This window comes from Pseudomonas sp. NFX15 (assembly GCF_049132105.1).
Classification (GTDB): domain Bacteria; phylum Pseudomonadota; class Gammaproteobacteria; order Pseudomonadales; family Pseudomonadaceae; genus Aquipseudomonas.
In genome coordinates, this window is sequence record NZ_JAFMPV010000003.1 from 51,172 (window position 1) to 63,409 (window position 12,238).

A 12,238-nucleotide genomic window follows, 5' to 3' on the forward strand; every position below is an offset into this window, starting at 1 on the left:
GCAAGGACCGATCTGATCAGAACTTGGCGGTTGCCTGAACCACCACACCGATGATTCGACAGTCGTCGGTGTACAAGGTCTTCGGATACGTCGGATTGAGCGGGACCAGATAACGCTGCCCGCCCTCTTCGATGAACTTGCGAAATGTCGCCTCGGCACTCTCCGGCCACTGGGCAATCACCAGTTTTCCAGGCGCGGCGTCCACGGCCGGGTCCACCAGGATCAACATGCCTTCCGGGATGCTGGTGCCATTGGGCGCAGTCATCGCATCGCCGGCCACTCTCAACCAGAACGCCGGGCCACGAGCGTGGTAGTCGGACAGTTCGAAAAGCCCCTTGCCATACACTGCGACCTCGCCTTCGCGTGCTTCAGCAGGTGCGCGCCAGTCACTGATGGGGTAGCGGAAGTACGGGTTGTACTTGTGCGTCAGCGGGGCGTCGTCCTGCGAAGAAACCTGCGGTTCGCGGATCACCAGCGCCACTTCAAGAAAGCCGAGACCCAACGCCTGCAGGACACGGTTCATGTCCTCGATACCGGGTTCCCGGCGCTTGTTGAGCCAGTGGCCGATGCCGCCCTGGGACATCCCGAGGCGCTCGGCGAGTATCTCTTGAGTGATCTTGAGCTCACTCATCTTGGCCTTGACCAATTCAATCCATTTATCCATGTGCGGCACGATACGTGGGCGACTCCGGCCATCAAAACACAAATTGTAGTATTTAATTTATCGTCACAAATACAGTTCGTACTAGGATCGATTCACGGATCTGAATCTAACACGGAGCTTGCCATCGCCATGAACTCAACCGCCAACGACCTGCCCGAATTGCAAATCGACACTTCCCTCACCTCGCCCCTGGGCGTGGCAGCGGCGCAACGTGCGCTGGATTATTACTTGAAACCAGCTGTTTCAGAGGAAGTGGCCGAGCCGCGATTTTTCAATGTGAACCGCAACATCAGCGGTGAAGAGGCGTTGCTCTATGCATCAGACCTGCTGCGCTGTGCCGCCGCCACCGCGAACGAGTCCGCCAATCACCTGCAAGGCGCAGAACGAGACCTGGCTTTTTCGACGGTGCACATGATCGACATGGCAAGGGCCATGGTTGATCGATCGCTGGAAGGCTATGAAAACGGATGAGGCGAGAAGGACAGGAAAAGAATTTTCCTGTCGCGCAGGTAAAACGTTTGACTCACAAACGAGAATGATTATTATTGCATCAGCTGGTCGCGAGATCAGTCGATGGACCAGGTGACCTTAGGTCGGTCTCCTGGACTATCTCCTCATCAGGCTAATCACGGTTTTTGACCCGGCTTTTTGCCGGGTCTTTTTTTGCCAGTTTTCTGGCTTTGGCTTCAGGCTAATGAAGTCTTTTTGGGTGTCGCAAATTCGATGGCGCGCATGATATCAAACCAATACCGGTTGGCAAGCGAAGCCCGGCGTCACTGGATCAAACCACCGACAAACAGCACTTGAGAATCAATCGCACACTCTCTAAGCTGCGACAGCGTCAAGGAGGACGCCCCCCCCTTGACGCTTCCCCCAAAACGCCTCGCGCCTCAATACACCGCGATATGTGAGTCCGTTCGCGGCTCTGTCCCACCGCATAACACGCCGGTTTCAGGGTCGCGCAAGATAATTTGCCCGCGCCCGTAGCTGGTGAGATCGCACACCACCTGAACCTCGTGCCCGCGACGCGCCAGTGCCGCCGCCATGTCTCGCGAAGCGTCCTGCTCAATACCGACCATCTTCTCCCCCAGCCATTGCCAACGCGGTGCGTCCAGTGCGGCTTGTGGGTTGAGCCCGAAATCCACCAGGTTCATGACCATCTGCACATGTCCCTGCGGCTGCATGTAACCACCCATGACCCCAAAGGGACCCATGGCTTCACCGTCCCTGGACAGGAAGCCCGGAATGATGGTGTGAAAGGTCTTCTTGCCGGGCACCAGGCAATTGCAATGCCCAGGATCAAGGCTGAACTCTTCGCCGCGGTTTTGCAGGGCGATACCGCTGTCAGGCAGTACCACCCCGGAGCCAAAGCCGTGATAGTTGCTCTGGATGAACGACACCATGTTGCCTTCTTCATCGGCGGTGGCCAGGTAGACGGTGCCACTGGCGTGAGGATCACCTGGCGTTGGCGCCAAGGCCTGTTCGCCGATTTGCGCCCGGCGATGAGCGCTGTAGTGATCGCTCAGCAAATCAGCCACCGCGACCCGCATGTGCTCGGGGTCGGTGATGTAGTGCAAGCCATCGCTGTAGGCGAGCTTCATCGCTTCGAGCTGGCGATGCCAGGTCTGTTGGCTGTCGCGGTGGTCGAAGTCAAAGCCTTCGAGGATCTTCAACGCCATCAAGGCGACAAGGCCCTGGCCGCTCGGCGGAATCTCCCAGACATCGACCCCGCGGTAATTGACCTTGATCGGCTCCACCCATTGGGCGCGGTAATCGCGCAAGTCACTGGCGCGCAAGTAGCCACCCGTGGCCCGGGAATGGGCATCCAGCCTTTGCGCCAGCGCGCCGCGATACAAGCTTTCACATTCGGTGGCGGCGAGTTCGCTCAACGTACGTGCCTGGGCCGGATTGCGAAACAGCTCGCCGGCACGGGGCGCGCGGCCTTCAATCAGAAAGGTTTCGAACCAGCTTTCAAGCACCGCGCTGCGGTCCGGGGTGAACACTTCCAGCGCGGTTTGCCATTGCAAGGCCACGACCGGCGAGACGGGAAAACCATCCTTCGCCAGACTGATCGCGGGTTGTAGCAGGTCAGCAAACGGCAGTCGTCCGAAGCGCCGGGACAACTCGGCCCAGGCCGATGGGCAGCCCGGCACTGTCACCGGCGTCCAGCCATGCAAGGGCATTTTTTCATGACCGGCTGCTTTCACGGCCTCAATGCTCAGGGCTTGCGGAGCGGCGCCATTGGCGGCCAGGCCATGCAGTTTGTTCTTCACCCACACCAGCGCAAAGGCATCGCCGCCGATGCCACAACCGGTGGGCTCAACCACCGTCAATGCCGCCGCCGTGGCGATGGCCGCATCGATGGCATTGCCGCCACGACGCATCATTTCAATCCCGGCTTCGGCCGCCAGCGGTTGCGAGGCGGCGACCATGCCGCGCTTGGCGAAAACACTTTGGCGTTGTGAGGCGTAGGGGTACTCATGGGCAGAAAACTTGAACATGGCAGGACTCACACTCATTTGTTTGAAGGGTTCAAAGCACGCGACTGAGGAACGCCCGGGTACGGGCATGGCTCGGTTGACTGAAAATCTGCTCGGGCGGGCCCTGCTCGATCAGTTCGCCTTGATCGAGCACCACTACCCGGTCGGCCACTTCGCGGGCAAAGCCCATTTCGTGGGTGACCACGACCATGGTCATGCCCTCCTCGGCCAGCTCCTTCATCACTTGCAGCACCTCACCCACCGTCTCCGGGTCGAGGGCGCTGGTGGGCTCGTCGAACAACATGGCTTGGGGTTTCATCGCCAGCGCCCGGGCGATGGCCACCCGTTGCTGCTGTCCGCCGGACAACATTGAAGGGTAGTGATCCGCCTTCTCGGCCAGCCCGACTCGCTTGAGCAATGCGCGTGCCTGCTCCATCGCTGCCGCACGTGCCACGCCCAGTACTTGGATCGGCGCCTCGATGATGTTTTCCAGGGCCGTCATGTGCGGAAACAGATTGAAGCGCTGGAACACCATGCCGATGTCCCGGCGCTGGCGAGCAATGTTGCGCTCCGAGTCTCGCGCCAGGCTGCCGTCGGCACGGGTGCGGTAACCCATGGGCTGGCCGTTGACGCGGATCTGTCCGGACTGAATGTCCTCAAGCAGATTGATGCAGCGAATAAACGTGGTTTTGCCCGAACCGGAGGCCCCGATCAGCACCACCACTTCGCCGCGTTTCACTTGCAGCGAAATGCCCTTGAGAATCTCCAGGTCACCAAACGACTTGTGAATATCCAGCGCTTCGATGACCAGTTCTTCACTCATGTGCGCCATCTCAACGCCCCCTCAACAGTTTCATGGCATTTCGACCGAACATCCGGCTGGCGGCCGGCGCCGGGCGATCGGACTGGCCGAAGCGTGTTTCCAGCCAGCGCTGGAAAAAGCCCCAGAGCGTGGTCAGTGCCAGGAAGTAAATGGCCACGACCAGGTACAACTCGAACACCCGGAACGTCGCCGAGGTCACCATTTGCGTGCTCAGCAGCAATTCCTGCACGCCGATTACGCTGACCAACGTGGTGTTTTTAAGCATCACGTTGAACTCGTTGCCCAGCGGCGGAACGATGACCCGGAAGGCTTGCGGCAAAACGATGCGTCGCATCAACTTGGGGAACGTCATGCCCAGCGAACGACCGGCTTCGTACTGGCCCTTGTCCACTGCACCGATACCGGCCCGAATGATCTCGGCCATGTACGCGCCTTCGTTAAGGCCCAGGGCGATGATCGCCGCCTGGATGTTGCCCGGCACGATGAACCAGCCGAGGTCCAGGTCTTCAAAGCGGAAAATCCCCCCCGCCGCCAACGCCGTGTACAAAAACACGATCTGTACCAACAGCGGCGTGCCGCGCATCAGCCAGACATAAAAGCGCACCGGGTATTGCAACAGCGGGTTGCTCGACAGCTTCATCAGCGCCGCGATCAACCCCAATACGCAGCCGAGCAACATCGCCGACACACTGATCAGGCACGTCAGCCACAACCCCGTCAGGTACACGTCGCTGGGTTGCAACAGGTACTGCCAGAACACATCCCAATTGAAATTCATCAGGTTCGCCCTCAGTCCAGTTTGTCGCTGCCGACATGCCATTTACTGAGGAGCGCCTCGTAACTGCCGTCGGCGCGCATGCCTTGCAGGACTTCGGTCAACGCGACGGTCAATTGCGGATCGCTTTTGCGTACACCGAAACCGGTCAGGATGCGGTTGAAGGCCGGCACCGCGGATTGGAACAAGTCCGGGGCGAGTTGCTGGTAGTGACCAGCCGATTCGACCGTGGTGCCGAATGCGTCGACCTGGTTGATGCGCAAGGCCTGGAACGCATCGGCGTCGACGTTGTAGACCACCAGTTTCATCGGTGGCTTGCCCGCCGCTTCGAGTTTTTCGTTCTCTTTGCCCAGCAGTACCCGAATGGTCGAACCGTTACTGACCGCGACCTTGAGCCCCGACAAATCTTCCAGCGTGTTCACCGATTTCGGATTGCCCTTGGGCACCACAATGGACTGGCTGGAATACATGAAGTTAACGATGTCGATCACCTCGCGGCGCTCGGGTTTATCGAATAGTTGATCGACGATCATGTCGCACTGTTGCGCCAGCAGCGCCGGAATCAGCCCGGCAAACGGAGAGATCCGCCACTCGACTTTTTTGTCACCCAGGCGCTGGGCAATCGCCTCGCCCATGTCCACCTGCAGCCCGACCGGTTTTTGCTTGAGGTCGAACGACACCAGCGGTGGCGAATCCATGCCGGAGCAATAGACGATCTTCTCGCTCTTGCTCAGTCGTTCCGGAAGTTCAGGAGCCGCCAGCGCCCATTGCGAGCAGAGGCATAAAGAAAGGACAGCAGCTAACGCGCAAGGCTTGTGCATGGCAATACTCCAGTCAGGTGAGGTAACGGGGTTACGCAAAATCACAACAACCGCAAATCGCTGGGCAGAACGGCTCTGTCTATTGATGAGCCTCGAGAAACTGGATCAACCGCGGAATCGTGCCTTCGATGTGCTCGCACACCACCGCGGCGGCTTTTTCCGGATCGCCGGAGCGCAACGCGGTCACGATCGAGGCGTGTTCATCGCGGGCACTGCGGGGCTTGTCGGCGTGTTGCAGCCAGAGGCGCATGTGCGGTTCGATCACCGAATACAGCGCCGAAATTTGCCGCATCAGGCGCGGGCGCTCGCTCAGGCTGCACAGGTATTCATGAAAGGCGCGATGGCGGCTGACCCACTCGGCACCGTCCTCGCGGTAGTCGTCCATCTCGTCGAGCAGGCGCTCCAGATGGCTGAAATGGCGCTCGGTCATGTTGCTGACCGCCACCCGGATGGCGAGCCCCTCGAGGGCACTGCGCATCTCGAACACCTCGCGCATTTCGTCGATGTTCAGCCCCCGTACGATGGCGCCGCGGTTGGGCCGCAACGTCACCAGGCCATCGGCGTCCAGACGGCGGAACGCTTCGCGCACCGGCATGCGGCTCATGCCGATTTCACCGGCGATGTCCTCGGCGATCAGCCGTTCGCCGGTGCGGTAACGACCTTTGCAAATGGCCTCCAGCAGGAAGTTGTAAGCCTCCTCCTCAGCAGTCACAGGCTGGCGCTCGGTATAGGCAGGGGCAAATTTCATCGGGGCACCTTTTGTATTTTTGTATCCAATTATCCATAAAGCCAAAACAGCACATTGCATGCCAGATCCGGCGATTCGAATGCAGGTGTTTGATTACACAAAGGTATCGGGCGCACAGGACAGCAGCTAATTCTCAACGCTAATGAATGGGGCGAGTCGAAATGCCCCATCCTGTCACCGGACGGCCCCAAAACGGTGCTGGTGGTAACACGGATGATCGCTACGCTTGGGTAGAGGACTTCGCGGCAAACCTTGAGTCGCAACGTGAACAGATGCCTTGGGGGATGAGGCGGTTTTTCTACGCTCCTACGGCCCTGCGCTTGCGTGTAAAGTAGCCGCCATAAGCATTTTGATCAGGAACCCCACCGTGGCTAAACCTTCTCTCGACATCACTGCCAACTTCGACAGCGGCAACATCCAGGTGATCGACGTCAGCGACCCGCTCAAGCCCCTGCTGGCGATCCGCCCCGACACCAAAAGCAATCATTTCCAGTGGTTTCACTTCAAGGCCAGCGGCCTGCACGTTGGCCAAGACCACTGGTTTCGCCTGAACAACGCCAGCCAATCGTCCTATAACAAGGCCTGGACCGGCTATCAGGCGGTCGCGTCCTACGACCACGTCAACTGGTTCCGCGTGCCGACCATTTTCGAAGGCGACTGCCTGCGTTTCAGCCTAGAAGCCGAGCAGACCCACGCCTGGTTCGCCTACTTCGAGCCCTACAGCCGTGGTCGCCACGACTGGCTGATCGAGCAGGCGCTGAACAAGGCCGGCACCGAGTTGCTGGCCACCGGCAAAAGTGTCGAGGGTCGCGACATCCAGTTATTGCGCAAAGGCACCGGTGCCGAAGGCCGACGCAAGGTGTGGATGATTGCCCAGCAGCATCCGGGCGAACACATGGCCGAATGGTTCATGGAAGGCGTGATCGAACGCCTCGAAAGACACGACGATCCGGTGTTGAACAAACTGCTGGCCGGCGCCGACCTGTACCTGGTGCCCAACATGAACCCGGACGGTGCGTTCCACGGTCACCTGCGCACCAACGCCATGGGCCAGGACCTGAACCGCGCCTGGCAGAGCGCCAGCCAGGACATCAGCCCGGAAGTCTTGTTCGTCCAGCAGCAGATGGAAAAATACGGCGTCGACATGTTCCTCGACGTGCACGGCGATGAGGAAATCCCCCACGTGTTCACGGCCGGTTGCGAAGGCAATCCGGGCTACACCCCGCGCCTGGAAAAGCTCGAAGAGCATTTCCGCACGCACCTGAAGCACACCACCAAGGACTTCCAGACCAAGTACGGCTACGTACGTGACGAACCGGGCAAAGCCAACATGACCCTGGCCTGCAACAGTGTGGGGCAGAAGTTCGACTGCCTGGCGCTGACCCTGGAAATGCCCTTCAAGGACCACGACGACCACCCGAACGCGCAAACCGGTTGGTCGGGTAAGCGTTCCAAGCAACTGGGCAAGGATGTACTGACCACCCTGGCCGATATGGTTGATACCTTGCGCTGATTTAACCTCATACAAGCTGCAACCGAAGTACCTGTGGCGAGGGGGCAAGCCCCCTCGCCACAATTATTGACCCGCGTCCTCTTAATCGCTGTCCTTGCCCCGCAACATGCTGTCCAGCACCTCGTCACGGCGCACCCAACCGTGGAACAACGCTGCTGCCAAATGCAGCAACACGGTCAGGAACAGCAGGTACGCCAGGTACCCGTGTGCCTTGCGCAAAAACGCAAACACCTGCGCATTCGCCGGCAGGATCGACGGTAGTTGCAGCGAACTGCTGAGCATCACCGGTTCGCCCGACGCCGAAATCATCGCCCAGCCCAGCAGTGGCAACACCAGCATCAATGCATACAACAACACATGCGAGGCCTTGGCCGCGAGAACCTGCACGGCCGGCAAGTCCGCCGGCAGCGGTGGCTGCGTGGTGGAAAAACGCACCACCAACCGCACGATCACTAACAGCAGGATCGCGACGCCCAGGGGTTTGTGCAGGTGAATCAACCACTCATGACGCTCGGACACCGAGGCAACCATGCCGGCGCCAATGAACAGCATCGCGAGGATCATCAGCGCCATCAGCCAGTGCAGCAGGCGCGCCAAGGGGGCGAAGTGGGTCGGTTGAGTGCTCATTGCTGGGCCTCCGGTTTGGCGGCGGGCAACTGGCTGACTTCGCTGGTGCGGCGCAGGTAGGAATTGGCGTAACCGGCTGAACGCGCGGTGAGCAATGGGTCGTCGGAACCTTCTATGCCGGCCGGCAACACCAGCGGGTCGTAGTTGATGTCACGGCATTCGCCGTTGAGTTGCGGCTGTTCCTTTTCCAGCACCAGGGTGCCGGCGTTCAACACCTTGCGCCCTTCGGGCCAGGCCTTGCTCGCATCGTTGACCGGGTCCCCCGGGTTGGCCAGGGTGATGTTCAATTGCCAACGCAACGGGCCGGCGGCGATACGTTCTACCAGGTCCTTCTCGAGGAAATCATTGCCCGATGGCGCGCTCGCACCCGGTGCGTCCTGAGCCACTGGCACCATGCTCCAGCGAACGGCTTGCTTTTGGCCGGCGGCGTTGACCAGGTAAAACGCATTGACGCTGTTGTAGGTTTCCGTGACGTAACTGGCCGACGGCTTGGCCGTCTTGACCCAGGCCAGAAACGGCGCGGACTCGGGGTGCGCGCCGAAGAACGCGGGCACGGCCTTGGGATCGGGTTTGCCGGTCGCGGGGTCCGGCGACTGGGCTTGTTGAAACTGGTAGAACGCTTCGGGCGTGCCCACCGGGAACACCGGCATGCTGTTCATCCCGGTGCGCCACTGCTGGCCGTTAGCCTGGGTAAAGCGCAACGCCATACTGCGAATCGGCACCGCATTGTCCGGCGCGTAAGGGTTGCCGGCCGGCAGGGCGAAACGCCCTACCACCGGCGTGCGCGCTTCATTGAAGACCTGAGCGCTTGAATAGCTGCGCGCCTCCCCGCTGCTCTCGAAATGGCCGATCACGCACACACCTTTGGAGTGGTTGCGGCGGAACCCCGGGTGCACACCGTTGTTGGTTTCCAGCACGTTGATCAATTTTTTCGGGGTCAGGCGCTGTGGGTCGAAGGTGCCATTGACGTAGGCAAACGCCCCCGCCACGACGGCAACGACCACGCCAATGCCCGCCAGGCGCAACGCCACGCTCACCGCACTCAAGGGTGGCCGTGTCGGCGGTGATGATCGATCTACCATGAAAGACTCCAGGGCCATCGGCCACAAGTGAGAAGAATCAAGCAGACGAACCACACGCCGGTTTATTCCTTCGTGCGGTGTTTATTTTTTCAGGCGTGGAATAACCTCAGGTTTCGGGCGTCTTCCTAGTCCATAGCGTAGTGACTAGTCAGCACTTCATGAACGAAATCGACGAACAATTGAGAGAAATCATTCCCGGCATGCGCCGGTTTGCCGTGTCCTTGACGCGCAACCCGAGCAGCGCCGACGACCTGGTGCAGGCCAGCCTCGAACGGGCGCTATCGAGTTGGGGTGGCAAACGCGCCGAAGGCGACCTGCGCGCCTGGCTGTTTGCGATTCTTTACCGGCAATTTCTCGATGCCCACCGCCGCTCCCGGCGCTACGCACGCATGCTCGACTTTTTCACCGGCCGTGATGATGCCCAGCCTTCGGTGGAGCGCACCGTCATTGCCCAATCGACCCTCAGCGCTTTCGATCAACTGCCCACCGAACAACGCGCGCTGCTGCTCTGGGTGTCGGTGGAAGGCTTGAGCTACAAAGAGGTCGCCGAGATTCTCGATGTCCCTACCGGCACCGTGATGTCCCGCCTGTCCCGGGCTCGCCAGGCCCTGCGCCAACTCAGCGATGGCGAAATCAACCGCCCTTCCCTGCGGAGACTCAAATGATCAGCCTGCCCCCCAGCGAGCGTGACCTGCATGCCTACGTCGACCACCAACTGAGCGACGCCGATCGGCGCCTGGTCGAAACGTACCTGGCGAACAACCCCGACGTTGACGCCCAAATACGCGCCTGGCAACGCGACGCCCAGCAACTGCGCGCGGCCCTCGGCGGCGCCTTGCAGCAACCGGCCAACCCCGACCTTGATCCAGTGGTGATTCGCCAGCGCCTGAAACGCCAGTCGCGCCGCCACCTGGCCAGCGCGGCGGTGCTGTTGATCGCGGTCAGTGTCGGGGGTTTCAGCGGTTGGCAAGCGCGAGAGATGACCCTGCTCAGCAGCGCCGCGCCGATGGCCGACGCGATGCAGGCCTATCGCTTGATTGCCCAGCAAGGCCTGTTGCCGGCCGATTACACAGTCGACGGTGGCGGTGACATGCAGGGCTGGCTCGACCGCTACTTCACCCAAGCCCATCGCCTGCCCGACCTGTCGCAGGCGGGTTTCAAACCGGTCAGCGGGCGCCTGCTGAGCACCGATCAAGGCCCGGCGGCGATGGTGGTCTACGAAAACCAGGGCGGGCAGAAAATCAGTTTCTACGTGCGCCCGCCCGGGCCGAAAAACTTTCTGCTGCCCCGTGGCAGCCGCAGCGACGGCGGACTGCAGGCCGAGTACTGGTCGGGAGGCGGCTACAACTACGCGATGGTCAGCCCGACGGATACACCGGCCGCGCAAATGCTCAGGCAGACCACGCAATTCTGATTGCCATTGTCCCTGTGGGAGCGGTGAGGTGACGATAGCTCAGGATCGCAGGACAACTGGAAGCCGATTCCCTGCTCTGGTTACACTATGGCGCCGCAGCGCCAGGAGCCTGCCCGCCAACCCGAGGTGAAACCCCAGTGGCCGTTAGACCGCCCATCCGCAAGCGACTCACGTCACGCTGGCACACGTTGCGTCGCCTCTTTGGCCAGGCCCCGACGGCCGCCGGCGCCGCGACAAGCCAGGTCATCCACGACTACTTTCGCCACAAGGCCCACGGCCAGGGCTACACCCTCAGTCACAGCCAACAACGGGTCATCGACTGCATGGCCCGGCATGCCGCGATGCTGATGAGCGGCTCGTCGAAAACCCTTCCCGGCCTTTACCTGCACGGTGCTGTGGGGCGCGGCAAGAGCTGGCTGCTCGACGGGTTTTTTCGGGCCATTCCCCTTGTGGAAAAACAGCGCCTGCACTTCCATGAATTTTTCGCCCGCCTGCACCAGGGCATGTTCAAGCACCGTGGACACGACGACGCGTTGGCACTCACCCTCGACGAACTGCTCAGCGATTGCCGGGTGCTGTGTTTCGATGAGTTCCATGTGCACGACATCGGCGATGCGATGCTCATCACCCGCTTGTTCAAGGCCCTGTTCCAGCGCGGCATCCTGTTGCTCCTGACCTCCAATTACCCACCCGAAGGCCTGCTGCCCAATCCGCTGTACCACGCACGCTTCAAACCGGTGATCGACCTGATCAATGCGCGCATGCAGGTGATGGAAGTCGGCGGGCCGCACGACTATCGCAGCCAGTTGCCGAGCCATGCGCAACAGGTGTTCACCCAAGGCCATTACGTGTGGCCAGCCACCGCGACGCAGCGCCAGGCACTGGAGTTGCCGCCGCACGCCGCTCCCGCCGTATCGCTGCCGGTCGGCACCCGGCTTTTCCAGGCCCGTTTGCGCGAAGGCCGGCGCATCGGCTTTACCTTCGCCGACCTGTGCGACCAACCCACCGCCGTCATGGACTATCTGGAACTGTGCCGCCATTTCGACCGCTGGATCATCGATGACCTGCCGCTGGTCGGAGAATGCTCGATTGCCGTCCAGCAGCGTTTCATCAACCTCATCGACGTGCTGTACGACCAGGACAAGCACCTGACCTTGCTCGGGCAACACTCCCTGCGCGAAAGCCTTGGCGGCGATGCGATAGACCTGGCGCGCACCCGCAGCCGGTTGGGGCAATTGGTTGAGATCCGGGAATCGGCTTGAGGGCGGTTTTTTTGTTGCATTGACGGGCC

The 12,238-nt window shown here is 60.7% G+C and carries 13 protein-coding genes; 5 read left to right on the forward strand and 8 right to left on the reverse strand.

Annotated features, from left to right (window positions below; genetic code table 11):
• Positions 1-16: 16 nt before the first annotated feature.
• Positions 17-664: a LexA family protein gene (locus tag J1D76_RS04015; protein ID WP_421137143.1), complete on the reverse strand. Its 648-nt coding sequence runs from the start codon at positions 662-664 to the stop codon at positions 17-19.
• 129 nt (positions 665-793) lie between these two features.
• Between J1D76_RS04015 and J1D76_RS04020 the strand changes: the two genes are divergently transcribed.
• On the forward strand, positions 794-1,135 hold the full coding sequence (locus tag J1D76_RS04020) for a DUF6124 family protein (RefSeq protein WP_421137144.1): 342 nt from the start codon (positions 794-796) through the stop codon (positions 1,133-1,135).
• A gap of 419 nt (positions 1,136-1,554) precedes the next feature.
• On the opposite strand, the gene J1D76_RS04025 is transcribed toward J1D76_RS04020, so the two are convergent.
• The 5 genes from J1D76_RS04025 to J1D76_RS04045 form a co-directional block, all read right to left on the reverse strand.
• Positions 1,555-3,165 (reverse strand): gamma-glutamyltransferase family protein, encoded by a 1,611-nt coding sequence (locus tag J1D76_RS04025; RefSeq protein WP_421137145.1) that lies wholly within the window; start codon positions 3,163-3,165, stop codon positions 1,555-1,557.
• A 31-nt stretch (positions 3,166-3,196) separates the two neighbouring features.
• Positions 3,197-3,976: an amino acid ABC transporter ATP-binding protein gene (locus J1D76_RS04030; protein WP_421137146.1), complete on the reverse strand. Its 780-nt coding sequence runs from the start codon at positions 3,974-3,976 to the stop codon at positions 3,197-3,199.
• Position 3,977: 1 nt separating this feature from the next.
• Entirely contained in the window at positions 3,978-4,745 is a 768-nt protein-coding gene (locus J1D76_RS04035; protein WP_421137147.1) for an amino acid ABC transporter permease, read from the reverse strand.
• An 11-nt stretch (positions 4,746-4,756) separates the two neighbouring features.
• Complete coding sequence (locus J1D76_RS04040) at positions 4,757-5,563, reverse strand: ABC transporter substrate-binding protein (protein ID WP_421137148.1); 807 nt, start codon at positions 5,561-5,563, stop codon at positions 4,757-4,759.
• A 79-nt stretch (positions 5,564-5,642) separates the two neighbouring features.
• Positions 5,643-6,311, reverse strand: a complete 669-nt coding sequence (locus tag J1D76_RS04045) for a GntR family transcriptional regulator (RefSeq protein ID WP_421137149.1) — start codon at positions 6,309-6,311, stop codon at positions 5,643-5,645.
• 367 nt (positions 6,312-6,678) lie between these two features.
• On the opposite strand from J1D76_RS04045, the gene J1D76_RS04050 reads away from it, so the two are divergent.
• Positions 6,679-7,824, forward strand: coding sequence for a M14 family metallopeptidase (locus J1D76_RS04050; RefSeq protein WP_421137150.1), 1,146 nt, complete (start codon positions 6,679-6,681; stop codon positions 7,822-7,824).
• A gap of 81 nt (positions 7,825-7,905) precedes the next feature.
• Here the strand turns inward: J1D76_RS04050 and J1D76_RS04055 are convergent, their stop codons facing one another.
• Complete coding sequence (locus tag J1D76_RS04055; RefSeq protein ID WP_421137151.1) at positions 7,906-8,451, reverse strand: cytochrome b; 546 nt, start codon at positions 8,449-8,451, stop codon at positions 7,906-7,908.
• Complete coding sequence (locus J1D76_RS04060) at positions 8,448-9,533, reverse strand: catalase family peroxidase (protein ID WP_421137152.1); 1,086 nt, start codon at positions 9,531-9,533, stop codon at positions 8,448-8,450. The genes J1D76_RS04055 and J1D76_RS04060 overlap by 4 nt, the downstream gene beginning before the upstream one ends.
• Positions 9,534-9,691: 158 nt before the next feature.
• Here J1D76_RS04060 and J1D76_RS04065 point away from each other — a divergent pair, with 158 nt between their 5' ends.
• From J1D76_RS04065 to zapE, 3 genes are all read left to right on the forward strand, one after another.
• Positions 9,692-10,198 carry a sigma-70 family RNA polymerase sigma factor gene (locus J1D76_RS04065; protein WP_421137153.1) on the forward strand — a complete coding sequence of 169 codons (507 nt, stop codon included), beginning with the start codon at positions 9,692-9,694 and terminating at the stop codon, positions 10,196-10,198.
• A complete protein-coding gene (locus J1D76_RS04070; protein WP_421137154.1) occupies positions 10,195-10,947 on the forward strand; it encodes an anti-sigma factor family protein in 753 nt (250 codons plus the stop codon). Before J1D76_RS04065 ends, J1D76_RS04070 begins: the two co-directional genes overlap by 4 nt.
• Positions 10,948-11,084: 137 nt before the next feature.
• Positions 11,085-12,209 (forward strand): cell division protein ZapE, encoded by a 1,125-nt coding sequence (gene zapE, locus J1D76_RS04075; RefSeq protein ID WP_421137155.1) that lies wholly within the window; start codon positions 11,085-11,087, stop codon positions 12,207-12,209.
• The last annotated feature ends 29 nt before the right edge of the window (positions 12,210-12,238 follow it).

What these genes read in the sequence shown, in the direction of transcription:
- J1D76_RS04060 (WP_421137152.1), bottom strand. Translation starts at nt 9,533, where the DNA reads ATGGTAGATCGATCATCACCGCCGACACGGCCACCCTTGAGTGCGGTG.
- J1D76_RS04045 (WP_421137149.1), bottom strand. Translation starts at nt 6,311, where the DNA reads ATGAAATTTGCCCCTGCCTATACCGAGCGCCAGCCTGTGACTGCTGAG.
- J1D76_RS04070 (WP_421137154.1), top strand. Translation starts at nt 10,195, where the DNA reads ATGATCAGCCTGCCCCCCAGCGAGCGTGACCTGCATGCCTACGTCGAC.
- J1D76_RS04065 (WP_421137153.1), top strand. Translation starts at nt 9,692, where the DNA reads ATGAACGAAATCGACGAACAATTGAGAGAAATCATTCCCGGCATGCGC.
- J1D76_RS04020 (WP_421137144.1), top strand. Translation starts at nt 794, where the DNA reads ATGAACTCAACCGCCAACGACCTGCCCGAATTGCAAATCGACACTTCC.
- J1D76_RS04040 (WP_421137148.1), bottom strand. Translation starts at nt 5,563, where the DNA reads ATGCACAAGCCTTGCGCGTTAGCTGCTGTCCTTTCTTTATGCCTCTGC.
- J1D76_RS04025 (WP_421137145.1), bottom strand. Translation starts at nt 3,165, where the DNA reads ATGTTCAAGTTTTCTGCCCATGAGTACCCCTACGCCTCACAACGCCAA.
- J1D76_RS04030 (WP_421137146.1), bottom strand. Translation starts at nt 3,976, where the DNA reads ATGGCGCACATGAGTGAAGAACTGGTCATCGAAGCGCTGGATATTCAC.
- J1D76_RS04015 (WP_421137143.1), bottom strand. Translation starts at nt 664, where the DNA reads ATGGATAAATGGATTGAATTGGTCAAGGCCAAGATGAGTGAGCTCAAG.
- J1D76_RS04055 (WP_421137151.1), bottom strand. Translation starts at nt 8,451, where the DNA reads ATGAGCACTCAACCGACCCACTTCGCCCCCTTGGCGCGCCTGCTGCAC.
- J1D76_RS04035 (WP_421137147.1), bottom strand. Translation starts at nt 4,745, where the DNA reads ATGAATTTCAATTGGGATGTGTTCTGGCAGTACCTGTTGCAACCCAGC.